Annotated in this window: 24 protein-coding genes; 10 read left to right on the forward strand and 14 right to left on the reverse strand. The window is 74.6% G+C overall.

Annotated elements, in window-relative coordinates:
• The 3 genes from KPL60_RS13980 to KPL60_RS13990 form a co-directional block, all read left to right on the forward strand.
• Nucleotides 1–828: FAD-dependent monooxygenase (locus KPL60_RS13980; RefSeq protein WP_226366100.1), on the forward strand; the 828-nt coding region annotated here is incomplete at its 5' end.
• A gap of 20 nt (nucleotides 829–848) precedes the next feature.
• The gene (locus KPL60_RS13985) at nucleotides 849–1349 is read left to right on the forward strand and encodes an Lrp/AsnC family transcriptional regulator (RefSeq protein WP_226357614.1); all 501 of its coding nucleotides are present in this window, start codon (nucleotides 849–851) and stop codon (nucleotides 1347–1349) included.
• A 55-nt stretch (nucleotides 1350–1404) separates the two neighbouring features.
• A complete protein-coding gene (locus KPL60_RS13990; RefSeq protein ID WP_226364819.1) occupies nucleotides 1405–2475 on the forward strand; it encodes a hypothetical protein in 1071 nt (356 codons plus the stop codon).
• Between the two features lie 13 nt (nucleotides 2476–2488).
• Here the strand turns inward: KPL60_RS13990 and KPL60_RS13995 are convergent, their stop codons facing one another.
• Nucleotides 2489–3643, reverse strand: coding sequence for a DUF3500 domain-containing protein (locus KPL60_RS13995; RefSeq protein WP_226366101.1), 1155 nt, complete (start codon nucleotides 3641–3643; stop codon nucleotides 2489–2491).
• A gap of 87 nt (nucleotides 3644–3730) precedes the next feature.
• Between KPL60_RS13995 and KPL60_RS14000 the strand changes: the two genes are divergently transcribed.
• Nucleotides 3731–4048, forward strand: coding sequence for a putative quinol monooxygenase (locus tag KPL60_RS14000; protein ID WP_073574481.1), 318 nt, complete (start codon nucleotides 3731–3733; stop codon nucleotides 4046–4048).
• A gap of 2 nt (nucleotides 4049–4050) precedes the next feature.
• Here the strand turns inward: KPL60_RS14000 and acs are convergent, their stop codons facing one another.
• From acs to KPL60_RS34665, 4 genes are read right to left on the reverse strand one after another with little or no spacing between them, the layout of a single operon-like run.
• On the reverse strand, nucleotides 4051–5949 hold the full coding sequence (gene acs / locus KPL60_RS14005; protein ID WP_226364820.1) for an acetate--CoA ligase: 1899 nt from the start codon (nucleotides 5947–5949) through the stop codon (nucleotides 4051–4053).
• Between the two features lie 52 nt (nucleotides 5950–6001).
• Nucleotides 6002–7090 carry a DUF3500 domain-containing protein gene (locus KPL60_RS14010; RefSeq protein WP_226364821.1) on the reverse strand — a complete coding sequence of 363 codons (1089 nt, stop codon included), beginning with the start codon at nucleotides 7088–7090 and terminating at the stop codon, nucleotides 6002–6004.
• A gap of 26 nt (nucleotides 7091–7116) precedes the next feature.
• The gene (locus tag KPL60_RS14015; protein WP_226364822.1) at nucleotides 7117–7812 is read right to left on the reverse strand and encodes a response regulator transcription factor; all 696 of its coding nucleotides are present in this window, start codon (nucleotides 7810–7812) and stop codon (nucleotides 7117–7119) included.
• Nucleotides 7809–8936: a histidine kinase gene (locus tag KPL60_RS34665; RefSeq protein ID WP_226364823.1), complete on the reverse strand. Its 1128-nt coding sequence runs from the start codon at nucleotides 8934–8936 to the stop codon at nucleotides 7809–7811. The genes KPL60_RS14015 and KPL60_RS34665 overlap by 4 nt, the downstream gene beginning before the upstream one ends.
• Nucleotides 8937–9139: 203 nt before the next feature.
• Between KPL60_RS34665 and KPL60_RS14025 the strand changes: the two genes are divergently transcribed.
• The 3 genes from KPL60_RS14025 (at nucleotide 9140) to KPL60_RS14035 (ending at nucleotide 10935) form a co-directional block, all read left to right on the forward strand.
• Nucleotides 9140–9409, forward strand: a complete 270-nt coding sequence (locus KPL60_RS14025) for a hypothetical protein (RefSeq protein WP_226357621.1) — start codon at nucleotides 9140–9142, stop codon at nucleotides 9407–9409.
• Between the two features lie 111 nt (nucleotides 9410–9520).
• Nucleotides 9521–10510, forward strand: a complete 990-nt coding sequence (locus KPL60_RS14030; RefSeq protein WP_226364824.1) for a DUF4331 domain-containing protein — start codon at nucleotides 9521–9523, stop codon at nucleotides 10508–10510.
• Nucleotides 10511–10587: 77 nt separating this feature from the next.
• The gene (locus tag KPL60_RS14035) at nucleotides 10588–10935 is read left to right on the forward strand and encodes a hypothetical protein (protein ID WP_226366102.1); all 348 of its coding nucleotides are present in this window, start codon (nucleotides 10588–10590) and stop codon (nucleotides 10933–10935) included.
• Here the strand turns inward: KPL60_RS14035 and KPL60_RS14040 are convergent.
• The 5 genes from KPL60_RS14040 to KPL60_RS14060 are packed head-to-tail and all read right to left on the reverse strand — an operon-like array spanning nucleotide 10908 to nucleotide 15877.
• Nucleotides 10908–11888, reverse strand: coding sequence for a GlxA family transcriptional regulator (locus KPL60_RS14040; protein ID WP_226366103.1), 981 nt, complete (start codon nucleotides 11886–11888; stop codon nucleotides 10908–10910). The two genes, KPL60_RS14035 and KPL60_RS14040, sit on opposite strands and share 28 nt — an antisense overlap.
• Nucleotides 11875–14226 (reverse strand): excinuclease ABC subunit UvrA, encoded by a 2352-nt coding sequence (locus KPL60_RS14045; protein ID WP_226366104.1) that lies wholly within the window; start codon nucleotides 14224–14226, stop codon nucleotides 11875–11877. The genes KPL60_RS14040 and KPL60_RS14045 overlap by 14 nt, the downstream gene beginning before the upstream one ends.
• 24 nt (nucleotides 14227–14250) lie before the next feature.
• Nucleotides 14251–14670, reverse strand: a complete 420-nt coding sequence (locus tag KPL60_RS14050; protein ID WP_226357626.1) for a VOC family protein — start codon at nucleotides 14668–14670, stop codon at nucleotides 14251–14253.
• A gap of 5 nt (nucleotides 14671–14675) precedes the next feature.
• On the reverse strand, nucleotides 14676–15119 hold the full coding sequence (locus KPL60_RS14055) for a helix-turn-helix transcriptional regulator (protein WP_226357627.1): 444 nt from the start codon (nucleotides 15117–15119) through the stop codon (nucleotides 14676–14678).
• Nucleotides 15116–15877 carry an alpha/beta fold hydrolase gene (locus tag KPL60_RS14060; protein WP_226357628.1) on the reverse strand — a complete coding sequence of 254 codons (762 nt, stop codon included), beginning with the start codon at nucleotides 15875–15877 and terminating at the stop codon, nucleotides 15116–15118. Before KPL60_RS14060 ends, KPL60_RS14055 begins: the two co-directional genes overlap by 4 nt.
• Nucleotides 15878–15950: 73 nt before the next feature.
• On the opposite strand from KPL60_RS14060, the gene KPL60_RS14065 reads away from it, so the two are divergent.
• The 3 genes from KPL60_RS14065 (at nucleotide 15951) to KPL60_RS14075 (ending at nucleotide 18524) form a co-directional block, all read left to right on the forward strand.
• On the forward strand, nucleotides 15951–16895 hold the full coding sequence (locus tag KPL60_RS14065) for an NAD(P)/FAD-dependent oxidoreductase (RefSeq protein ID WP_226366105.1): 945 nt from the start codon (nucleotides 15951–15953) through the stop codon (nucleotides 16893–16895).
• A 9-nt stretch (nucleotides 16896–16904) separates the two neighbouring features.
• A complete protein-coding gene (locus KPL60_RS14070; protein WP_226366106.1) occupies nucleotides 16905–17141 on the forward strand; it encodes a zinc ribbon domain-containing protein in 237 nt (78 codons plus the stop codon).
• Between the two features lie 120 nt (nucleotides 17142–17261).
• Complete coding sequence (locus KPL60_RS14075; protein WP_226366107.1) at nucleotides 17262–18524, forward strand: HNH endonuclease signature motif containing protein; 1263 nt, start codon at nucleotides 17262–17264, stop codon at nucleotides 18522–18524.
• Between the two features lie 73 nt (nucleotides 18525–18597).
• Here KPL60_RS14075 and KPL60_RS14080 read toward each other — a convergent pair whose 3' ends face one another.
• Genes KPL60_RS14080 through KPL60_RS14095 form a run of 4 tightly spaced genes read right to left on the reverse strand, consistent with a single transcriptional unit; the run spans nucleotide 18598 to nucleotide 22427 of the window.
• On the reverse strand, nucleotides 18598–19602 hold the full coding sequence (locus KPL60_RS14080; RefSeq protein ID WP_226357631.1) for an ABC transporter ATP-binding protein: 1005 nt from the start codon (nucleotides 19600–19602) through the stop codon (nucleotides 18598–18600).
• Nucleotides 19599–20573, reverse strand: a complete 975-nt coding sequence (locus tag KPL60_RS14085) for an ABC transporter ATP-binding protein (protein ID WP_226366108.1) — start codon at nucleotides 20571–20573, stop codon at nucleotides 19599–19601. Before KPL60_RS14085 ends, KPL60_RS14080 begins: the two co-directional genes overlap by 4 nt.
• The gene (locus KPL60_RS14090; RefSeq protein WP_226357633.1) at nucleotides 20570–21508 is read right to left on the reverse strand and encodes an ABC transporter permease; all 939 of its coding nucleotides are present in this window, start codon (nucleotides 21506–21508) and stop codon (nucleotides 20570–20572) included. The genes KPL60_RS14085 and KPL60_RS14090 overlap by 4 nt, the downstream gene beginning before the upstream one ends.
• The gene (locus KPL60_RS14095; protein WP_226357634.1) at nucleotides 21501–22427 is read right to left on the reverse strand and encodes an ABC transporter permease; all 927 of its coding nucleotides are present in this window, start codon (nucleotides 22425–22427) and stop codon (nucleotides 21501–21503) included. The genes KPL60_RS14090 and KPL60_RS14095 overlap by 8 nt, the downstream gene beginning before the upstream one ends.
• Nucleotides 22428–22441: the final 14 nt, after the last annotated feature.

Consider the following 22441-nt stretch of genomic DNA (forward strand, 5'->3'; position numbering starts at 1 on the left):
GGCGTCCGGTACGCGACGACGACCGCGCCCGGCGCGGAGACCACCGGCGAGATCCGGGCCGACCTCACCGTCGCCTGCGACGGGAGGCACTCGGTCCTCCGGACCGGGTCCGGCCTGCCCGTGACCGAGTACGACGTCCCGTTCGACACCTGGTGGTTCCGGCTGCCGCGCCGCCCCGAGGAGCAGCGGGCCACCCTGCGCCCGCGGATCGGGAAGGGGCGCTTCGCGGTGGTCATCCCGCGCGAGGGCTACTACCAGATCGGCTACCTCGCCCCCAAGGGCGCCGACGCGCGGCTGCGCGCCGCGGGCGTCGAGTCGTTCCGGGCCGACACCGCCGAGCTGATGCCGGAGTACGCCGACCGGGTCGACGAGATCGCGTCGATGGACGAGGTGAAGCACCTCGACGTGAAGCTCAACCGGCTGCGCCGCTGGCACGTCGACGGCCTGCTCTGCATCGGCGACGCCGCGCACGCGATGTCCCCGATCGGCGGCGTCGGGATCAACCTCGCGATCCAGGACGCGGTCGCCGCCGCGACCCTGCTCGCCGCCCCGTTGCAGCGGGGCACCCTCACCGAGCGGGACCTCGGCCGGGTCCGCAACCGCAGACTGCTCCCGACGGTGCTGGTCCAGGGCCTGCAGCGGATCATGCACCGCAACATCGCCGGCCCGGCGCTGGCGGGACGGCTCGACGGCCCCCCGGCTCCGCTGCTGCGGCTGATGCGCGCGGTCCCGGCCGCCCAGATCGTGCCCGCCTACCTGGTGGGTGTGGGCTTCCGGCCGGAGCGGGCCCCGGACTTCGCCCGTCGCGAGCCCGTCCCGGCCGGCTGAGCCGCGGCTAGGCTCGCCGGGTGCTGTCCCTGGACGCCCTCGACGTCGACCTGCTCGCCGCGCTGCGCGACCGGCCGCGGGCCGGGGTGCTGGAGCTCTCGCGCACGCTGCGGGTCGCCCGCGGGACGGTGCAGGCGCGGCTGGACCGGCTGGAACGTGCCGGGGTCGTCACCGGGTACGGCCCGGACGTCGACCTCCCGGCGGCCGGGTACGGCGTGCAGGCGTTCGTGACGCTGGAGATCGCGCAGGGCGAGCTGGGCGACGTCGCCGCCGAGCTCGCCGCGCTGCCCGCGGTCACCGAGGCGTACGCGACGACCGGCTCGTCGGACGTGCTGTGCCGGCTCGCGGCGTCGTCGCACGAGGACCTGCAGGACACCCTGCTCGCGCTCGGCCGCTCACCGCTGGTGGCCCGCTCCACCAGCGTGGTGGTGCTGTCCACCCTGGTCGCGCCGCGCTGGCGGCCGCTGCTGGAGCGCGACCACCGCGAGGGCCCGAGCCGGGCGCCCGCCTACCGGGACTGACCGGCCCCGTAGTTCGACGGTGCCGGCGCCGCGGCGGCCGGGGCACGATCCCCCCGTGTCGAGGACGGTGCTCGTGGTCGTGGTGGTGGCGGCGTTGCTGGTCGGGGCGGCGGGCCTCGTGTGGTGGTACGGCCCGGCCCGCCACGACCGCGTGCGTGAGCTCGCCCGGCAGGCGGCCGAGCGCGAGGCACCGGGAGCGCTGCGCGTGCTGTCGGTGCGGGGGCTCGGCGCCGTCGGTGGGTACGAGGTCACGGCCGCGGTCGTCGGCGACCCCGACGCGGTCGCGTCCTTCGCGACCGGCCCGGGCGGCGCCTGTCCACCCGGGTCGCGGTGCGCGCTCGCCGTCGGGCCCGCGGTGGCGCGGGCCCGGGCCGAGGCGGCGGAGCTGCGCAGCCTCACCAGGGCGCTCGACGGGTGCGGCGCCGACGTGGCGGGGATCCGCGAGCTGCGCCGGATCGACCGCCCCGGCGGCCCGGGCCCGGGTATCGACGACGCCGCGGGACTGGTCGCCGAGCTGACCGTCGTCGCCGGGCCGTCCACGGCCACCGACGGTGGCGCGGCGCTGCTGGCCCTCCTGGACCGGTGCGCCCTCGACGCCGCCCGGGCGCGCGCCGACCTGGCGGGGATCGACCCGGACGGACCGGTCACGCTGTCGGTGCGGGTGCTCGACCCGGCCGACGCCGTCCGGCCCGGGCCGCCCGGGCCCGACCGGCCGCGGGCGCTGGTCCTGCGCGAGGCGGCCGAGGCCGCGGCCGCGCGGGTGCGGCACCGCACGACGGTGCGCGCGACCCGGCACGGCGTGCACGAGGGCGCGACGCTCGACTTCGGCCCGGCCGGGGCGACCGGCTACCGGGCGGCCGCCGAACGGGTGGCCGCCGCGTACCTCGCGGCGACGGGCGTCCCGTCCGCGAACACCCCGGCGCTGCACTCGTTCCGCCAGTACCTGCCGGGCTCGACCGACCGGGTCCGCGCCTACGTGTCGTTCCGCTCCCCCGGGCGCACCGCGCCGGGCGACGACCGGGTGGTCGCGGTCGACGTCGGCGCGGACGGCTCCGACCCGGTGGCGCTGCGGGTGCTCGACGCCCCGCAGCCGTGGCGGCTCCCGTTCGAGCCGGGCCTGCGGTGACGCGGCGGCCGGGTCAGCCGAGGTGGTGCGCCGCCCGGTGCGCGCCGAGCACGTCCAGGCCGAAGTCGGCCGACGGGTCGCGCCACACCGAGTGGGCGTGGTTGGCGTCGCGCTGGGTGTTGTCCCACTCGATGAGCAGGCGCGGGCCCTGCACCCGGTAGTAGTTCGGGGCGCCGTCCTCCAGCGGCCCCGCCCAGGCGAGGTGCACGGCGTCGAGCTCGGTGTCGTCGTCGTAGCGGGAGATCGGCTGCAGCGGCTCGGCGACCCGCTTCAGGTAGGTGCCCAGCAGCGCGCGCAGCATCTCGCGGCCCCCGGCGTCCAGATCCGCCGCCGGCACGCCGGCCGGGGTGCGCGACAGCGCGACGGTCTCCTTCTGCGCGTCGGTGAACGCGGCCCGCTCCTCGATGGCCTCGCTCATGTCGTCGAGCTTGCGCTGCTGCTCGGGGTCGCCGAAGGACTCGGTGCGCCAGATCCCGGCCAGCGGGATCCAGTTGTCGCCCTCCTGCGGCTCGGTGCGGTTGGCGGCGACGAGGTCCGGCGGGGCCTTGTCCAGCAGCACCGCACGCTCGCGCAGCTCGGCGGGCAGCGAGCGGACGAGGTCGCGGGCGAGGTCCTCGACCCGTCCGAGCGGGCGGAGCACGGCGTCGCCGAGCAGCTCGGAGGTCGCGGGGTCGGCGCCCAGGAAGCACGGGGTCGAGGCGACCACGACGCCGTCGACGACCAGCATGTTGATCGAGACGTGGTGCCCGCCGAAGCGCCAGCCCCAGGTGCCGGTGTCCCCCGGCTCGCCGAAGACGCGCAGGTGGTACATCTGCGGGTCCCGGCCGCGGGTCCGGTCGAACAGCGTCACGAAGCCCTCGGTGTGGTCGAGGACGTTCTCCAGCCCCATCACGGTCGCGACGGTGACGTAGGCGGCCCGCGACAGCCCGGACGCGACCAGCTTCATGGCGGCGCGCTGCTGCGGCGGGAGCTGGTCGTGGAAGGTGAGCCCGCCGTGGTCGGTGGGGGTGTAGAACCAGCGGCGGCGCTCGGCGTCGGCGTCGCCGTCACCGGTCGGGGCGTGCCCGACGGCGACCTCCCGCTGCGCCGGGTCGAGGGTGTCCAGCCAGGCCAGCGCGGCCCCGGCCATCGCGTCCGCCGTCTCCCGGGTGTCCGCCGCACCGATCATTCTGCCGACGGTAGCGACTGCGGGCAGACTCCACCGGGCGAGATGCGCCATACTCGTTGTGCACAACCAATCGAGCCGGAGGCAACGATGCCCACTCCCACCGACGACAACCGCGACCTGCTCACCGTGATCGCCCGGATGCGCGCGAAGCCGGGCAAGGAGGAGGAGCTGAAGGCGGAGCTCGAGAAGCTGATCGAGCCGACGTCGAAGGAGGACGGCTACGTCAACTACGACCTCCACCAGGGCTGGGACGACCCCGCGGTGTTCTTCTTCTACGAGAACTGGGAGTCCGAGGCGAAGCTCGACGCGCACCTGCAGACCCCGCACCTGGTGCACTTCGTCGGGATCATGGGCGACCTGCTCGACGGCGAGCTCGTGATCCAGAAGCTGCGCCGCATCGCCTGAGCTCAGCTCCGCCGGTACCCGGCCGCCAGCTCCGCGAAGGCGGCCGGGTCCACCAGCGACGTCGTGTCGCCGGGCTCGCGCCCGGCGGTCACGTCGAGCAGCAGCCGTCGCATGATCTTGCCCGAGCGGGTCTTCGGCAGCTCCGCGACGAGCACGACCTCGCGGGGCCGGGCGACCGGCCCCATCTCGCGCGCCACGTGCGCCCGCAGCTGCGCGGCGAGGCCCTCGGTCGGGCCGTCGGTGACCGTCACGAACGCGACGACGGCCTGCCCGGTCGTCGCGTCCGGTGCCCCGACCACGCCCGCCTCGGCGACCCGCGGGTGCGACACCAGCGCCGACTCCAGCTCGATCGAGCCGAGCCGGTGCCCGGAGACGTTCATGACGTCGTCGATCCGGCCCTGCAGCGTCACGTACCCGCGCTCGTCGACGACGGCGCCGTCGCCCGCCTTGTACCAGCCCTGCTCGGCGTAGTCGGCGAAGTAGGACGCGCGGAACCGCTCCGGGTCGCCCCACACGGTCCGTGCCATCGACGGCCACGGCCGGTCGATCACCAGGATCCCGCCCTCGCCGGGGTCGCAGGTCCGCCCGTCGCGGTCGACCACCCGCACCGAGAGTCCCGGCAGCGGCCGGGTCGCCGAGCCCGGGACCAGCGACGTCACGCCGGGCAGCGGCGCGCAGATCGCCGCACCGGTCTCGGACTGCCACCAGGTGTCGACGATCGGGCACCGGCTCCCGCCGATCACCTCGTGGAACCAGCGCCAGGCCTCGGGGTTGATCGCCTCGCCGACGGTGCCGAGCAGCCGCAGCGACGACAGGTCGTGGCGGCCCGGGACGTCGCGGCCCCACTTCATGTAGGTACGGACCAGGGTGGGCGCGGTGTAGTACACGGTGACGCCGTACCGCTCGATGATCTCGAAGTGCCGGCCGCGCTCCGGGGTGTCCGGGGTGCCCTCGTAGATCACCTGTGTGACGCCGTTGGACAGCGGGCCGTAGACCTCGTAGGTGTGCGCGGTGACCCAGGCGAGGTCGGCGGTGCACCAGTAGACGTCGTCGGGCTTGTGGTCGAAGCAGGCCCACGCCGTCCAGGACGCCTGGGTGAGGTAGCCGCCCATGGTGTGCAGAAGACCCTTGGGCGTGCCGGTGGTGCCGGAGGTATAGACGAGCATGAGCGGGCTCTCGGCTCCGAAGGCCTCGGCCTCGTGGACCTCCGGCGCGGTGTCGACGACGTCGTGCCACCACACGTCGCGCCCGGGGGTCCAGCCGACCTCCGAGCCGGTCCGGCGGATCACCAGCACGTGCTCCAGCGACTCCACCCCGGCCGCGGCCTCGTCGGCGTTCGCCTTGACCGGGACGGCCTTCCCGCGCCGGTACTGGCCGTCGGTGGTGACGAGCAGCTTCGCCGCCCCGTCGGCGAGCCGGAACCGCAGTGCCGGGGCGGAGAATCCGCCGAAGACCAGCGAGTGGACCGCCCCGATCCGGGCGCAGGCGAGCATCACGACGACGGTCTCGACCAGCACCGGCAGGTACACGACGACGACGTCGCCGCGCCCCACCCCGAGCGCGGTGAGCGCGTGCGCGCAGCGGGCGACCTCGCGCTGCAGGTCGGCGTAGGTGACGGTGCGCCGGTCCCCCGGCTCGCCCTCCCAGTGCAGGGCGACCGTGTCCCCCGCACCGGCCTCGACGTGCCGGTCGACGCAGTTGCGCGCGACGTTCAGCGTGCCGTCGGCGAACCAGGTGACCTCGGGCCAGCGGCTGCCGTCGTAGCCCTGCTCGGGCGCGCGGTCCCACTCCAGGCGCCGGGCCTGCGCGCACCAGAACGCCTCCGGGTCGGCGGCGGCCTCGTCGTAGGCCGCCGCGGTGACGTTGGCGTGTGCGGCGAGCTCGGGCGGGGGCGGGTACATGCCCCGATCCTCGCCGCCGGATCCCGTGGGGCGCAGGCCGTCGTGAGGGGACTCACCGGTGGGCGAAGGCCCGGTGGTGGTCGTCGAGCAGGTCCACGCCGAAGTCGTTCTCCGGGTCGCGCCACACCGAGTGGGCGTGGTCCGCGCCGTCCTGGGTGTTGTCCCACTCCAGCAGCAGCCGCGGCCCCTGGAGCCGGTGGTAGTGCGGCTCCCCCGGCTCCAGCGAGCCCGCCCAGGCGATGTGCACCTCGTCGAGGGCGGCGTCGTCGTCGTAGCGGCCGGCGGGTGAGACCCCGGCCGGTGCCCGGTCCAGGTAGGCCGAGAGCAGGCGGCGCAGCAGGCCGCGGCCGCGGTCGTCGAGCGAGCTCGCCGGGACACCGCGCGCCGCGCCGGTGAGCGCGACGGCCTCGGTGCCGTCGACCGGGTCCACCGGCCCGGGCGGGCTCTCCCGCCGGATCGCCGAGGTCGGCAGCGGCCGGTCGCCCGGCGCGACCAGCGGCCGGTTCGCCGTCACCAGGTCCGGCGGGGCCCCGGCGGACAGGACCGCGGCCCCGGCGAGCTCGGACGGGAGCCCGCGGACGATCTCCCGGGCCAGGTCCTCGGTCGGACCGAGCGGGCGCGCGACACCCCCGCCGAGCAGCGGCGTCGTCGCGGGGTTCGCGCCGAGGAAGCACGGCGTGGCCGCGGCCACCCGCCCGTCGACGACGAGTGCGTTCACCGACACGTGGTGCCCCCCGAAGCGCCAGCCCCAGGTGCGCGCGCCCGGGTCACCGAAGATCCGCAGGTGGTAGAGCGCCGGGTCCCGGAACCGCTCCCGGTACGGCCGGGTGGGCCAGTCCTGCGCCCGGTCCAGGACGTTCTCCAGCCCCATGACCGTCGCCACGGTGGCGTAGCCGGCCTCGGACAGCCCTGAGGCGACGAGCCGCATCGCGCGCTGCTGCTGCACAGGGGTCTGCGCGTGCAGCGTCAGCCCCCCGTGGTCGGTGGGGGTGTAGAACCAGCGACGACGCTCGGCGTCGGACCCGGCGTCGCCGGACGGGCCGTCGCCGTGGGCGGTCGCGAGCCGGTCGTCGTCCAGGGTGTCCAGCCAGGCCGCGGCCGTGTCCGCCATCGCCGCGGCGACCGTCTCGCTCGTCGTCACACGGCCACGCTAGTCCGCCGGACGGGTCAGTCCGTCGCGTCGCGGACGAGCAGCGCGATCTGCACCCGGTTGTCCAGGCCCAGCTCGCGCAGCAGCCGGGACACGTAGGACTTCACCGTCGCCACCGACATGTGCAGCTCGGCGGCGATGTCGGCGTTGGAGCCGCCGCGGGCGACGGCCTCGGCGACGTCGCGCTCGCGGCCGGCGAGCCGGTCGAGCCGGGCCCGGGCGGCGCGCCTGCGGTCGACCGGCCCGGCGCCGTCGCCGCGGACGATGCCGATCAACCGCCGAGTGATCGCCGGGGACAGCACGGCGTCGCCGTCGGCGGCGGCGCGGACGGCCTCGACGATCCCCTCGGGCGCGGCGTCCTTGAGCAGGAACCCGCTCGCCCCGGCGCGCAGCGCCCGCACGACGTGCTCGTCGGCGTCGAACGTGGTCAGCACGACGACGGTCGGGGCGTCGGGCCGCGAGGTCACCTCCCGGGTCGCGGCGACGCCGTCGACGCGGCGCATCCGCAGGTCCATCAGCACCACGTGCGGCCGCCCCGCGGCGACGGCGGCGGGCACCTCGTCGCCGTCACCGGCGTCGCCGACCACCTGGATGCGCCGTACCGGTCCGGTGCCGTCGCCGGGCAGCGCGTGCCCGTCGAGCATCACCCGCAGCCCGGAGCGGACGAGCGGGTCGTCGTCGACGAGCAGCACCCGGATCGCGCTCGCGGTCATCCCGCCTCCTCCCGCCACGGCAGCACCGCGCGCAGCAGGTGGCCCGACGGCGTCGGGCCGTGGGTCAGCGTCCCGCCGGCGAGGGTCTCGACCCGCTCGCGCAGCCCGACCAGGCCGGTCCCGGCACCCTCGGGCGCCGGACCGGCCGCGGACGGCCCGGAGGTGACGGTGACGGTGAGGTCCCGGCCGGGCCGCCCGTCGAGGGCGACCTCGACCCGGGCCCCGGGTGCGTGCCGGGCGGCGTTGGTCAGTCCCTCGCGGACCACCCGGTGCACGACCCCGGCCAGCGGGCGCCCCGGCGGGGACACCGTCAGCAGCGCCGTCGACCGGAGGCGGACGTCCGCGCCGACCGCGCGGGCCTCGGCGACGAGCTCCTCGACAGCACCGAGGTCGTCGACCTCGTCGGGGACGTCGCCGGTGGGCTCGTGCAGCACCTGGACAATCGTGCGCAGGTCCTCCATCGCGCGGTGCGTGGTGTCGCGCAGCACCCGCGCGGTCTCGCGGACGGTGCGGGCGGGCAGGTCCCCGCGCAGCGCCAGCGCCCCGGCGTGCACCGACAGCAACGACAGCCGGTGCCCGAGCCGGTCGTGCATCTCCCCGGCGATCCGGCGCCGCTCGTCGGCGCGGGCCTGCTCCTCGCGCACCGCGCGCTCGGCCTCGGCGCGGGCGAGCCGCTCGCGCAGGTCGTCGACCATCGCGCGGCGGATCCCGGTCAGCAGGCCCGCGGTCACCGAGATGGCCTGGAACGCGACGGCGCCGCCGAGCAGCACGAGCACCGTCGGGCCGTCGGGGACGTTGCGGTACAGCGTGACCGCGGCGGCCCCCACCGCCAGGGCCAGCACCGGCAGCGTCTCCACCGCGCGGCGCCGGGTCGCGATCACGAACACCCCGACCAGCGGCAGGTAGGTGGCGACGGGCGAGACGAGCGGGCCGAGCACGGCCAGCACCGCGAACACCCGCGGCGCCCGGTAGCGCACCGCGATCGAGCCGATCATCAGCAGTCCGACGACGAGCAGCGTCCACTGCAGCACCCCGGCGGTGGCCTGCGTCTCGGCGACGGTGAGCCCGGCGGCGAGCACCGCGACCACCAGCACGGCGGAGATCACGGCGGGGCGGACCGGCACACGTCGACCATAGGGGGCGGACCGGCGCCGTCCAGCAGGTTTCCGCTCGAACGGGACGGCCACCGGTCCCCTCCCGTCTCCCGACCCCCCGGGATCGACGGTCAGCCTGCCGGGTGGCGTGACGGTGGCGCACCCGCCGAAGGTCGTGCGCACCACGACCGAAGTCGCCGGGCCGCGTCACCCGGAATGAGTACGATTCGGACATGCCGGAACCGCACAGCCACCGCGAGAGCGGGCAGCACGTCATCGAGCACGCGCTCGACCTCCTCGAGGCGGCCGACAAGGCGCAGGACTACCCCCAGGCGACCGACGGCCACACCGCCGCCACCGCCTACGCGGTGAGCGCGCTCTACCAGGAGATGCGCCACGGCGACGACCAGCTCGCGGTGCTGATCTCCGCGGTGCAGGAGCAGACCGCGGTGCTGCGCGAGATCCGGGACTCGTTGCGGGACGGGGCACGTACCGGAAATTGATGATGTCTCGGGCATCCACCGCGATCCCGGGATGACCGCTCCCCCGTCCTCGGTTGTGCGCGATCGAAGCGGCCGGCCGGACCGTCCGCCGAGCGGCCCCGGAGCGTGCGCATGTCCCAGCCGGTCGACCCCCGTCTGCGGGTCGCGGACCTGTTCGTGTTCCGCGGCCGCCGGGGCACCGTCCTGGCCCTGACCACCGACCGTTCCGCGGTGGGCGGTCTCGCGTCCGGCGCGACCTACGACCTGCGCATCGACGGCGACGGCGACGCGGTCGAGGACCTGACCTACCGGGTCGTCGTCGACGGCGCCGACCCCGCCGACGGCACCCGCCCGGTCGTGCTGCGCAGGCTGAGCGGCGCCGACGCCGAGGACCCGGCGGCGTGCGGGACGGTCGTCGCCGCGGGCCGCACCGGGTCGACCGTGGCGGGCACCGACGGGCTGCGGCTGTGGACCGGCACCGCCGCCGACCCGGCGCCGGTCGACCCCGGGCTGCTCGCCGCGGTCACCACCGCCGTCGAGCACGGGACACCGGTCGACCTGTCCGGCCGGGTGCTGCCCGCGGCCCCGCCGACCGGGAACCGGGTCGCCGCGGTCGTGCTGGAGATCCCCGACGCCGTGCTCGCCCCGGTCGCGATGCGCGCCGCGGGCCGGATCGGGGTGTGGGCCACCGTCGCGCCCGCCGCCGGGCAGGGCGGCCCGCAGACCCACCGGCGCGGCCTGCCCCTGGTCGGGGAGGTCCTCGCCGGGCTCGACGCGCCGCTGCGCGAGCACCTGGGCCGGGGCCGCCCGGCCGCCGACCGCGCCGAGTTCGGCGGGATGTTCGCGAAGAAGGCCGAGCAGGTCGTCGCCGCCGGTGCCGCGGTGGGCGACCCGAGCGCCTACGCCCGCCGGGTCGCCGACCGGCTGCTGCCCGACGTGCTGCCCTACACGATCGGCACCACCGCCTCGTTCGGTTTCGCTGGGTGGAACGGCCGCGACCCCGCCGACGACGCCGCCGGGGTCGTCTGCAGCGTCGTCACCGGCGTGGCGGTGCCGTTCGGGGCGGGACGGGCCACGGCCCACCGCGCGACGACGACCTGGCCGTACCTGCCGCTGCTCTGACCGGCATGGCCCGATCCGTTCGCGAGGTGGCCCGCGGGCCACTCCCGGTCCGGCCGGGTGCGGCCGAGCATCGGGGCATGTCCTCTCCGACCTTCCCCTGTGCCGCCGTCGTCGTCGCGGTCGGCGCGCTGCTCGTCGTCGTGAACGTCCCGCCGACCGCCGCGCTGGTCGTCGGTGCGGTGGCCGTCGCCGTCGCGGCCGGGGCGGCCCGGCTCGTGGGGCCGCTCGCGCTGCCCGTGCCGCCGCGGACGGTCGCGGTGCGGGCCGCCGCGGTCGCCGTCGTGCTCCTCGGCGGGCCGCTCGTCGCGGCCGCCGCCCTGGGGCCCGGCGCGGTGCCGCTGGTCGCCGCGGTCGTCGCCGCGGCGCTGCTCGCCGCACCCCTGCTCGTCCGGCGGGCTCAGCCGCCCCGGAAGGTCCGCCGGTAGTGCAGCGGGGGCACCCCGAGCTCGCGGCACACGTGGCGGCGCAGCGCCGTCGCCGTGCCGAACCCGACCTCGTCGGCGATCCGGCCGACCGGGAGGTCGGTGGTCTCGAGCAGCTCCCGGGTCCGCTCGACGCGCCGGCGCAGCAGCCACCCGAGCGGGCTCTGCCCGGTCTCCTCCCGGAACCGGCGGGTCAGTGTCCGCACGCCGACGTGCAGCGACGCGGCCAGCTCGGCCAGCGTCCAGGGCCGCGCCAGGTCGGCGAGCATCCGCTCGCGGGCCGCGGCGGTGCCCGTGCCCGGTCCGTCGTCCGCGACCGGCCGGGCGATGTACTGCGCCTGGCCGCCCTCCCGGTAGGGCGGGACCACGGTCCGGCGGGCGACGTCGTTCGCCACGGCGGCGCCGAAGTCGCGCCGGACCAGGTACAGGCACAGGTCGATGCCCGACGCCTCGCCGGCCGCGGTGAGCACCTCGCCCTCGTCGACGTAGAGCACCGCGGGGTCCAGGTCGACCCGCGGGAACCGGCACCGGAACGCCTCCGCGGACAGCCAGTGCGTGGTGGCGCGACGACCGTCGAGCAGCCCGGCCTCCGCCAGCGGGAACGCGGCCGTGCAGATCGAGGCCAGCCGGGTGCCGGGGCGTAGCGACGCCAGGGCCTCGCCGAGAGCGGGGTCGGCGACGACCGACGGCTCGTGGTCGTCCTGCGTGGCGAGCACGACCACGGTGTCGGCCCGGGCCAGCAGCTCCGGCCCGTGCCCGACCACGACGTGGAAGTCCGCGTCGGTCGGCACCGTCCCGGGGTGCAGCGCGCAGGTGCGCACCCGGTAGAGCGGCTCCCCGTCGGCCGACCGGGCACCGCCGAGGATCTGGTGCACCAGGCCGAGCTCCATCGGCCGCACCCCGGGGCGGACCAGCACCGCGACCTCGTGCCGCGGGGTGTCCTCAGGCGCCGACATAGGCCGCCAGGTGCTCGCCCGTCAGCGTCGACCGGTCCGCGACGAGCTCGGCGGGCGTCCCCTCGAAGACGACCGCGCCGCCGTCGTGCCCGGCACCGGGGCCGAGGTCGATGATCCGGTCGGCGTGCGCCATCACGGCCTGGTGGTGCTCGATGACGATCACCGAGCGGCCGCCGTCGACGATCCGGTCGAGCAGCGCGAGGAGCTGCTCGACGTCGGCCAGGTGCAGCCCGGTCGTCGGCTCGTCGAGGACGAACGTCCCGCCGGACTCCCCCAGGTGCACCGCCAGCTTGAGCCGCTGGCGCTCGCCGCCGGACAGCGTGGTCAGCGGCTGGCCCAGGGTGAGGTAGCCGAGCCCGACGTCGGCGAGGCGCTCCAGGATCCGGTGCGCGGCCGGGGTGCGGGCCTCGCCCGCCCCGAAGAACTTCTCCGCCTCGGCCACCGGCATGGCGAGGACCTCGCTGATGTCGCGCCCGCCGAAGGTGTACCCGAGCACCGAGGCGTCGAAGCGGCGACCGTCGCAGACGTCGCAGGTGGTCGCGACGCCGGCCATCATCGCCAGGTCGGTGTAGACGACGCCCGCGCCGTTGCAGTTCGGGCAGGCGCCCTCGCTGTTGGCGCTGAACAGGGCGGGCTTGACGCCGTTGGCCTTGGCGAAGGCCTTGCGGATCGGTTCGAGCAGCCCGGTGTAGGTGGCGGGGTTGCTGCGCCGCGACCCCTTGATCGCCCCCTGGTCGACGACGACCACCCCGTCGCGCCCGGCGATCGAGCCGTGGATCAGCGAGCTCTTGCCCGACCCGGCCACCCCGGTGACGACGGTGAGCACCCCGAGCGGGACGTCGACGTCGACGCCGCGCAGGTTGTGCCGGTCCGCCCCGCGGATCTCCAGGTACCCGCTCGGGGTCCGCACCGACGGCTTCAGCGACGCCCGGTACTCCAGGTGCCGGCCGGTCAGCGTGCCCGAGGCCCGCAGCCCGTCGAGGTCGCCGGTGTAGACGACGTGCCCGCCGTCGGAGCCCGCCCGCGGCCCCAGGTCGACGACGTGGTCGGCGATCACGATCGTCTCCGGCTTGTGCTCGACGACGAGCACGGTGTTGCCCTTGTCGCGCAGGCGCAGCAGCAGGTCGTTCATGCGGGCGATGTCGTGCGGGTGCAGGCCGATGGTCGGCTCGTCGAAGACGTAGGTGACGTCGGTCAGCGACGACCCCAGGTGCTTGATCATCTTGGTGCGCTGGGCCTCGCCGCCGGACAGCGACCCGGACGGCCGGTCCAGCGACAGGTAGCCGAGCCCGATCTCGACGAACGAGTCGAGCGTGTGGCGCAGCGAGCCCAGCAGCGGGGCCACGGACGGCTCGTCGAGGTCACGGACCCAGTCGGCGAGGTCGGAGATCTGCATGGCGCAGGCGTCGGCGATGGAGATGCCCCGGATCCTCGAGGACCGGGCCAGCTCGGACAGGCGCGTCCCGTCGCAGTCCGGGCAGCGCTGGAACACGATGGCCCGGTCGACGAACGCCCGGATGTGCGGCTGCATCGCCTCGCGCTCCTTGGCCAGGAACGACTTCTGGATCCGCGGGATCAGCCCCTCGAAGGTGACGTTGATGCCGTCGACCTTGATCCGGGTGGCCTCCTTGTAGAGCAGTGCGTTCAGCTGGGGCTTCGTGAAGCTGCTGATCGGCTTGTCGCCGGGGAAGAAGCCGGAGTTGGCGAAGATCCGGCCGTACCAGCCGTCGACGGAGTAGTTCGGGATCGTCAGGGCGCCCTCGACGATCGACTTCGACTCGTCGTACAGGGCCGTGAGGTCGAAGTCGGACACCGAGCCGCGGCCCTCGCACCGCGGGCAGGCACCGCCGACGATCTCGAACTCGCGACGCTCCTTGACCTGCTGGCCGTTCTTGCGGACGGTCACCGCGCCGGAGCCGCTGATCGTCGCGACGTTGAACGAGAACGCCTTCGCCGGGCCGGCGTAGGGCTTCCCGAGCCGGCTGAACAGGATCCGCAGCAGCGCACCGACGTCGGTGGCGGTGCCGACGGTGGAGCGCACGTCCCCGCCCATGCGCTCCTGGTCGACGATGATCGCGGTGGTGAGGCCGTCGAGGACGTCGACGTCGGGGCGGCCGAGGTTCGGCATGAAGCCCTGGACGAAGGCGCTGTAGGTCTCGTTGATCATCCGCTGGGACTCGGCGGCGATCGTCGAGAACACCAGGGAGCTCTTGCCCGAGCCGGACACCCCGGTGAACACCGTGAGCCGCCGTTTGGGCAGCTCGACGGAGATGTCGCGCAGGTTGTTCTCGCGCGCACCGTGCACGCGGATGAGGTCGTGGCTGTCGGCTGCGTGCATGGTGGATCCCCCGTCCGGCCCGTCTCAGGGCCGCTGCTGGATGCGGACCATCGTGCCCGCGGGGTCGCGGAAGGCACAGTCGCGCACCCCGTACGGCTGGTCGACCGGTTCCTGGACGACCTCGGCCCCGCTCGCCTGGAGCCTGTCGAACGCGGCCTCCAGGTCGTTACTGGCGAGCAGCACGGCGGTGTAGGTGCCCTTGGCCATCATCTCGGTGATGGTGCGGCGCTCGTCGTCGGTGACGCCGGGGTCCACCGCGGGCGGGGCGAGGACGATCGAGACGTCGGGCTGCCCGGGCGGGCCGACGGTGAGCCAGCGCATGGTGCCCTGGCCGACGTCGAGGCGGACCTCGAAGCCCAGGCCGTCGCGGTAGAAGGCGAGCGAGGCCTCGGGGTCGGTGTGCGGGAGGAATCCGGCGTGGATGGTGATGGCGGGTTCGGTCATGACGCTCACGCTAGGGAGGTCGCGGGTCCCGGTGCTTCTCGATTCCTGACCGGTCGGGTGACCTGCTTGGCGACGCACGCCGGGAGCCCCTGCGTGCCGTCCCGGGCGGCGCGCTTGTACGCCGACGGCGGCATCCCGACGAGCTCGGTGAAGCGGGTGCTGAAGGTGCCGAGCGAGGAGCAGCCGACGGCGAAGCAGACCTCGGTGACGGTGAGGTCGCCGCGGCGCAGCAGGGCCATGGCGCGTTCGATCCGCCGGGTCATCAGGTAGCTGTAGGGCGACTCGCCGTAGGCCCTGCGGAACGCCCGCGACAGGTGCCCGGCCGAGACGTGCTCGGCGCGGGCGAGCTCGGCGACGTCGAGCGGGCGCGCGTACTCGCGGTCGATCCGGTCCCGGACCCGGCGGAGCCGGACGAGCTCGCGCAGGTGCCCGTCGTCGCGGTCGCTCACCCGAGGAACTCCCGCAGCAGCGCCGCCACCTCGGCCGGGCGTTCCAGGTAGACCATGTGCCCCGCGTCGACGGGGGCGACGGTCAGGTCCGCGCCGAGCGCGGCGCGGCAGGCGTCGAGCCAGTCGTCGGAGACGTAGTCGGCCCGGCCGGCGGGGACGACCAGCGTCGGCAGACCTGCCGGTGGGACGACCGCCGGGCGCGCCATCTCCGCCCACGCGGCCACCAGGGACGCCTGGCTCAGGCGCCAGCGCCAGGCGCCGTCGCGCTGTTCGAGGTGCTCGTCCACCTCGGCGTCGACGAGCGCGCCGGGGACGTCGGCCCAGCTCTCGGCCTTGGCCGCGCGGGCGGCGTCGCGGGTCGGGAACGTGACGTCGGCGCGGGTGTCCTCGGCCGCGTCGAGCATGTCCTGCGGGTCGAGCCCGAGTGCGGGGTCGAGCAGCGCGAGCCGGTCGACGCGGTCGGGCGCGGTCCGCGCGAGGTGCGTGGCGACGGCGCCGCCGAAGGAGTGCCCGACGACGGCGGCGCGCCCGACCCCCTCGGCGTCGAGCACCTCCACCAGGTCCGCGACGTGGCGTTCCAGGTTCCACGGCGGCGCCCACGGCGACCGCCCGTGCCCGCGGACGTCGACGGCGATCCAGCGCAGCCGGGGCAGCGCCGCGAACAGCGGCCGCCAACGCAGACCGTGGCCGGTCACGCCGTGGACGGCGAGGACCGGTGGCCCGGCGGGGTCGCCGGCGTGGTGCACGTGCAGGGACATGCACCCATTCTGCACGTTGCCGGTCCGGCAAAGAAACTTGCTGTTGCGCGCGGCCGCTCGCCAGGCTGGGGTCATGGACACAGCACAGCGCCACGACGTCGTCGTGATCGGCGGCGGCCCGGCCGGACTCAACGGGGCCATGATGCTCGCCCGCTCCCTGCGGTCGGTGGTCGTCGTCGACTCCGGCATGCCCCGCAACGCTCCGGCCGCCGCCGCGCACGGCCTGTTCGCCCGCGACGGCGTCGCCCCGGCCGAGCTGCTCGCGACCGGCCGCGAGGAGGTCCGCCGCTACGGCGGCGCCCTCGTCGACGGCGAGGTCGTCGGCGCCCGCCGCACCGGCGACGGCTTCACGGTGACCCTCGCCGACGGCACCACCCTCGACGCCCGGCGGCTGCTCGTCACGACCGGGCTGGTCGACATGCTGCCCGACGTGCCGGGACTCGCGCAGGGGTGGGGCGCCGACGTCGTCCACTGCCCCTACTGCCACGGCTACGAGGTGCGCGACCGCCCGATCGCGGTGCTCGGGACCGCCCCCGGCTCCGCGCACCACGCGCTGCTGTTCCGGCAGCTCAGTGCGGACGTGATCTACGTGTCGCACTCGGCGGAGCCGACCGCGGAGCAGCGGGAGCGCTTCGACGCGCTCGGCATCGCCGTCGTCGACGGGCCGGTGAGCGAGGTCGTACGGGAGGACGGCGCGATCACCGGGCTGGTCACGCCGTCCGGCGTGCTGGCGCGCGAGGTCGTCGCGGTGGCGACCCGGATGGAGGCCCGCGCCGGCTTCCTCGCCGAGCTGGGCCTGGTCCCGGTCGAGCACCCGAGCGGGATGGGGCAGCACCTCGTCGCCGACGCGATGGGCCGCAGCACGGTCGAGGGCGTGTGGGTCGCGGGCAACGTCACCGACCTGAGCGCGCAGGTGGGGGCCGCGGCGGCCGCGGGGGCGTTCGCGGGGGCCGCGATCAACGCCGACCTCGTCGAGGCCGGGGCGCTCGCCGCGCTGCGGGAGGTGGCACGCCTCTAACCTGGGGGCGTGCTGGTCATCTTCGGGCTGTCGGGCAAGGAGCGCCCGCTGGGCCTGGTCGCGCTGGGCTGCGGGAACTGCGGTCACCCGGGTCCGCAGCCCGCCGTGCACCGGAGGACCCGGTTCACGCTGTTCTTCGTGCCGGTGCTGCCGCTGCGCAGTCGCTACGAGATGCGGTGTCCCGTGTGCGGGACGGGGCGGACCCTGTCCCGCGACGACGCCCGCCGGCACGGCGCGCGGGTCTGAGGAGCGCGGGGCCCTGACCGCCTCGGTCGCCGCCCGAGGAGCCTCATCACCCCAGCTCAGGGATTCGCGATAGCGAACAGAAACTAGAGATCGAACACACGTTCGAGTATCCTCGATGGTGTGACCGCCACCCAGGGACCACCCGCCCACGCCACCGGCGTGCCCGGCGGCGGGTTTCCGTCCGGTGACCTCACCCTGCTCCGGTTCCTCGTCGAACAGGCCCTCAGCGCCGACACCTGCGCGTGGTCCGAGTCGGAGTTGATCGACCAGATCCAGGAGATCGAGTCGCTCCAGGCCTCGCTCGCCGCACTGCAGTCCACCCGGATCCGGGCTTTCGCCCGCTCCCACGTGGAGAACGGCCCGGCCGACCTGGATCCCGGGAAGCTCCACCGCAGCGTGGTCGCCCAGATCCAGCTCGCCTGCCGGGTCTCCACCACCGAGGCCCGAACCCGGGCGGCGAACGCCCGCGACCTGCACTCCGGGCTCGACCGGATCCGCGGCCTGCACCGAGCCAGCGAGCTCAGCGCCGCGAAGGTCACCGCGATCGCCGTCGAATGCCGCGACCTCGACACCACCCAACGCGCGCAGGTCGACGCCCGGCTTGCCACCAACCGGGACCTGACCCGGTACGGCATCGGCCGGCTGCGGGCGATGACCCGGCGTCTGGTCGCCGAGATCGCCCCCGACCGCTTCCGCGCCCGCGTCCACGCCGCCAAGGCCGAACGCCGAGTGACACTGCGCCCGGCACCGGATGCGATGAGCTACCTGACCACCTACGTCCCGGTCGAACAGGGCGCCGCCTGCCTCGCCGCGCTCCAGAGAGCGTTCGTCGAGGTCCAGGTCGACCCGCAGCCGCTGACCCGCACCCGCGGGCAGGTGATGGCCGACACCCTCGTCGAACGCGTCACCGGACAGGCCACCGCGACGGCGGTGAACCTCGAAGTACAGGTCACCGTGCCCGTGCAGGCCCTGCTCGACCCGCAGTCACCACTGCCCGCCGAGATCCCCGGCCTGGGGCCCGTTCCGGCCGACCTGCTCGCCACCTCCGAGGGGACGAAGTCCCTACGCCGCCTGCTCACCGACCAAGGCATCGTCATCGGCGGGGACTCCCGCAGACGTACCTTCACCGGACTCCTCGCCACCCTCGTGAAAGCCAGAGCGCAGAACCGGTGCACCGAGCCCTACTGCGACGCACCCGTCCGCCACATCGACCACATCCGGCGGGATGCCGACGGTGGACGCACCGAACTCGACAACGGACGTGGAGTCTGCGAGTTCCACAACCACGTCCGCGAACAATCCGGCTGGCACGTGGCCCGCGCCCCCGACGGGGCCGTCGTCACCACCACTCCGACCGGGCACACCTACCGCGGACCGGACTGATCGCGGCGTACCCGGTCGCGCCCGGTGCCGGGGCGGTGTCCGCGGCACCGGGCGGACACCGGGCCGTCCGGTCTCAGGTCGGCAGCAGGTACTCCTCGCTGGCGTGGTGGCACGCGCTCGGATGGTGCCCACCCGGCCGCGTCACCAGCGGCGGCTCCTCGGTCGCGCAGATGTCGGTGGCCTTCCAGCAGCGCGTCCGGAACCGGCAGCCGCTCGGCGGGTCCACCGGGCTCGGGACGTCACCGGTGAGCCGGATCCGCTTGCGCCCCTCCCGGACCGACGGGTCGGGCACCGGCACCGCGGAGAGCAGCGCCTGGGTGTACGGGTGCGACGCCCGGGTGTAGATCTCCTGCTCGGTCCCGAGCTCCACCATCTTGCCCAGGTACATCACGCCGACCCGGTCCGACAGGTGCCGCACGACGGACAGGTCGTGGGCGATGAAGATGTAGGACAGCCCGAACTCGCGCTGCAGGTTCCCGAGCAGGTTCATCACCTGCGCCTGGATGGACACGTCGAGCGCGGACACCGGCTCGTCGCACACGATGATCTCCGGGCGCAGCGCGAGCGCGCGGGCGATCCCGATGCGCTGCCGCTGCCCGCCGGAGAACTGGTGCGGGTAGCGGTTGACGAAGTCGGGGTTGAGCCCGACGACGTCGAGCAGCTCCTGCACCTTCGCCCGCCGCTCCCCCTTCGGCGCGACCTCGGGGTGGATCTCGAACGGCTCCCCGACGATGTCGGCGACCGTCATCCGCGGGTTCAGCGACGTGTACGGGTCCTGCAGCACGATCTGCATCTGCCGGCGCAGCGCCCGCAGCTCCGCCCCGCGGCGGGCGAAGATGTCCTCGCCGTGGAAGCGCACCGAGCCCGACGTCGGCGGCTCCAGCCGCATCAGCACCTGGGCCAGGGTCGACTTCCCGCAGCCGGACTCGCCGACGATGCCCAGCGTCTCGCCCTTGTTCAGCGAGAACGAGACGCCGTCGACGGCGCGCACGTGGCCGACGGTGCGCTTGACGACCGCACCGACCTTCACCGGGAAGTGCTTGACGAGGTCGTCGACCTCGAGAACGGGCTCGCTCATACGAGGTCCTCCGCGAACAGGCACGCCGACGCCCGCGCTCCGGGCAGCGGGATCAGCGGCGGGTCGGTGCCGAGGCAGCGCTCCACCGCGCGCGGGCAGCGCGGGTGGAACGGGCAGCCGTCGGGGATGGCGGTGAGCGTCGGCGGGAGCCCGGTGATCGCCTGCAGCTCGGTGCCCTTGCTGTCCAGCCGCGGGATCGACGCGAGCAGCGCCTCGGTGTACGGGTGGGCCGGGTTCGCGAAGAGCTGGTGCACGTCGCCCTGCTCGACGATGCGGCCCGCGTACATCACCGCGATCCGGTCGGCGACCTCCGCGACGACGCCGAGGTCGTGGGTGATGAGGACCAGCCCCATCTCCCGTTCGCGCTGGATCTCGGCGAGCAGGTCCATGATCTGGGCCTGCACGGTGACGTCGAGCGCGGTCGTGGGCTCGTCGGCGATGAGCACGTCCGGGTCCAGCGCCAGCGACATCGCGATCATGACGCGCTGGCGCATCCCGCCGGAGAACTCGTGCGGGAAGTTCGTGACCCGCTGCGCCGCCCCGGGGATCCCGACGAGGTCGAGCAGCTCGACGGCGCGGGCCCGCGCGTCGCGCTTGCTCATCCCCCGCCGCGTCCGCAGCTGCTCCCCGATCTGGAACCCGACGGTGAACACCGGGTTCAGCGCCGACAGCGCGTCCTGGAAGATCATCGCGACGTTCTCGCCGCGCAGCTCGCGGCGCCGTTCCTCGGTCGCGGTGAGCAGCTCCTCGCCGCGGTAGCGGACCGAGCCCGCGGTGACGGTCGCGGGCGGGGTCGGCAGGATGCCCATCACCGTGTTCGCGGTGACCGACTTCCCCGACCCGGACTCCCCCAGGACGGCGAGGGTCTCCCCCGCGTGCACCTGGTAGCCGACGCCGTTCAGCACCCGGGCGACGCCGTCGCGGGTGCGGAACTCGACGTGCAGGTCCTCCACCTCGAGCAGCGGGGTCATGACCGGCCCTTCGGGTCGAACGCGTCGCGCACGGCGTCGCCGAGCAGCACGAAGGCCAGCACGGTGACGACGAGGAACGCGCCGGGGAACAGGAGCAGGTGCGGCGAGGTCCGCAGGTAGCTCTGCGCCTCGCTGATCATCACGCCCCAGGAGACGACGGGGTCGCGCAGGCCGACGCCGAGGAACGACAGCGTGGCCTCGGCCCCGATGAACGCACCGAGCGCGATCGTCGCGTACACCATCACCGGGGCGATGGTGTTGGGCAGCATGTGCCGCCGGATGATCCGCCACGGGCTCGCGCCGAGCGCGCGGGCGGCCTTGACGTAGTCCTGGTTGCGGGCGGCGATCGCGGCGGACCGCATGATCCGCATGACGATCGGCCAGGACAGCAGCCCGATCGTGCCGATCACCAGGCCGCTGATGCCGATCACGCTCTGCCCGACCGACGCGCGGAAGGTGGAGAGCACGACGATCGCGCCGAGGATGAACGGCACACCGAAGAAGACGTCGGCGACGCGGGCGAGCAGCGAGTCGACCCAGCCGCCGGCGAACCCGGCGATCAGGCCCATGACGGCGCCGACGAGCACGACCGCCGTCGTCGCCAGCACCCCGACGACGATCGAGACGCGGGTGCCGTAGACGGTGCGCGCGTAGACGTCGCGGCCGAGGTGGTCGTAGCCGAACCAGGCCTGGGCCGAGGGGTCCTCGCGGGCCCGGGACAGGTCGCCGAGGGTGGGGTCGACCGAGGTGAACAGCTGCGGGAACGCGGCCATGACCAGTAGGAACGTGATGAGGCCCGCCGCGACGAGGAACAACGGGCGACGGCGCAGGTCGTGCCAGGCGTCGCCGCTGAGGCTGCGGGTGCGGGCCGTCGCCTCGGCGCGACCGGCGGCGGCGACGGGCTTGTCTGCGGTGGCGGTGGTGGGGTCAGTCAAGGCGGATCCTCGGGTCGAGCAGCGCGTAGGTGACGTCCACGACGAGGTTCGCGAGCAGGTAGACGATCACCAGCAGGACGACGACGCCGGTGACGACCACCCCGTCGAGCCGTTGGATGGAGCCGAAGATGAGCCCACCGATCCCGCGGATGTTGAAGATGCCCTCGGTGACGATCGCCCCGCCCATGAGCGTGCCGAAGTCCGCGCCGAGGAAGGTGATCACCGGGATCGCCGAGTTGCGGGTCAGGTGGACCCCGACGACACGACGCCGGGTCAGGCCCTTCGCGGTCGCGGTGCGGACGTAGTCGGCGCGCAGGTTCTCCGCGATCGACGTCCGGGTCAGCCGGGCCACGTAGGCCAGCGACAGGCTGCCGAGCACGTAGCCGGGCACGACCAGGTCCAGGAACCCGGGGTTCGCCGGGACGGTCGGCGGGATCAGACCCAGCCGCAGCCCGAGGACGGACTGCAGCACGTAGCCGGTGACGAAGACGGGCACGGCGACCAGGAACAGGGTCGCGGTGAGCACGACGTTGTCCAGGAACCCGCCCGGCCGCAGACCGGTGAGCACGCCCGCGGTCAGGCCGATGATCGCCTGGATGACCAGCGCCACGACGGCGAGCTGGATCGTGACCGGGTAGGCGTTCGCGATCAGCGTGGAGACCTCCTGGCCGCGGAAGTTCTCCCCGAAGTCGCCCCGCACCAGGTTGCCGAGGTAGGTGGCGTACTGGACGAAGATCGACCGGTCGAGCCCGTACTCCTCCCGCATGCGTTCGATGAACGCGGGCGGGCACGCCTGGTCGCCGCACTTGCCGGCGAGCGGGTCGCCGGGAAGCGCCCAGACCATGAAGTAGATGAGGAACGTGGTGCCGAGGAACACCGGCACCAGTTGCAGGAGTCGTCGCAGGACATAGCGCCCCACGGGTCACCTCCGGG

Source organism: Pseudonocardia sp. ICBG162, from assembly GCF_020496225.1.
Lineage (GTDB): Bacteria > Actinomycetota > Actinomycetes > Mycobacteriales > Pseudonocardiaceae > Pseudonocardia > Pseudonocardia alni.

Excerpts from the sequence above, each read along its gene's own strand:
- KPL60_RS13995 (WP_226366101.1), bottom strand. The coding sequence starts at position 3,643 with ATGATCGGTGCGGCGGACACCCGGGAGACGGCGGACGCGATGGCCGGG.
- KPL60_RS14040 (WP_226366103.1), bottom strand. The coding sequence starts at position 11,888 with ATGTCGGCGCCTGAGGACACCCCGCGGCACGAGGTCGCGGTGCTGGTC.
- KPL60_RS14030 (WP_226364824.1), top strand. The coding sequence starts at position 9,521 with ATGTCCCAGCCGGTCGACCCCCGTCTGCGGGTCGCGGACCTGTTCGTG.
- KPL60_RS14085 (WP_226366108.1), bottom strand. The coding sequence starts at position 20,573 with ATGACCCCGCTGCTCGAGGTGGAGGACCTGCACGTCGAGTTCCGCACC.
- acs (WP_226364820.1), bottom strand. The coding sequence starts at position 5,949 with ATGTACCCGCCCCCGCCCGAGCTCGCCGCACACGCCAACGTCACCGCG.
- KPL60_RS14015 (WP_226364822.1), bottom strand. The coding sequence starts at position 7,812 with ATGACCGCGAGCGCGATCCGGGTGCTGCTCGTCGACGACGACCCGCTC.
- KPL60_RS14065 (WP_226366105.1), top strand. The coding sequence starts at position 15,951 with ATGGACACAGCACAGCGCCACGACGTCGTCGTGATCGGCGGCGGCCCG.
- KPL60_RS14060 (WP_226357628.1), bottom strand. The coding sequence starts at position 15,877 with ATGTCCCTGCACGTGCACCACGCCGGCGACCCCGCCGGGCCACCGGTC.
- KPL60_RS14035 (WP_226366102.1), top strand. The coding sequence starts at position 10,588 with ATGTCCTCTCCGACCTTCCCCTGTGCCGCCGTCGTCGTCGCGGTCGGC.
- KPL60_RS14045 (WP_226366104.1), bottom strand. The coding sequence starts at position 14,226 with ATGCACGCAGCCGACAGCCACGACCTCATCCGCGTGCACGGTGCGCGC.
- KPL60_RS14025 (WP_226357621.1), top strand. The coding sequence starts at position 9,140 with ATGCCGGAACCGCACAGCCACCGCGAGAGCGGGCAGCACGTCATCGAG.
- KPL60_RS14050 (WP_226357626.1), bottom strand. The coding sequence starts at position 14,670 with ATGACCGAACCCGCCATCACCATCCACGCCGGATTCCTCCCGCACACC.
- KPL60_RS14080 (WP_226357631.1), bottom strand. The coding sequence starts at position 19,602 with ATGAGCGAGCCCGTTCTCGAGGTCGACGACCTCGTCAAGCACTTCCCG.
- KPL60_RS14000 (WP_073574481.1), top strand. The coding sequence starts at position 3,731 with ATGCCCACTCCCACCGACGACAACCGCGACCTGCTCACCGTGATCGCC.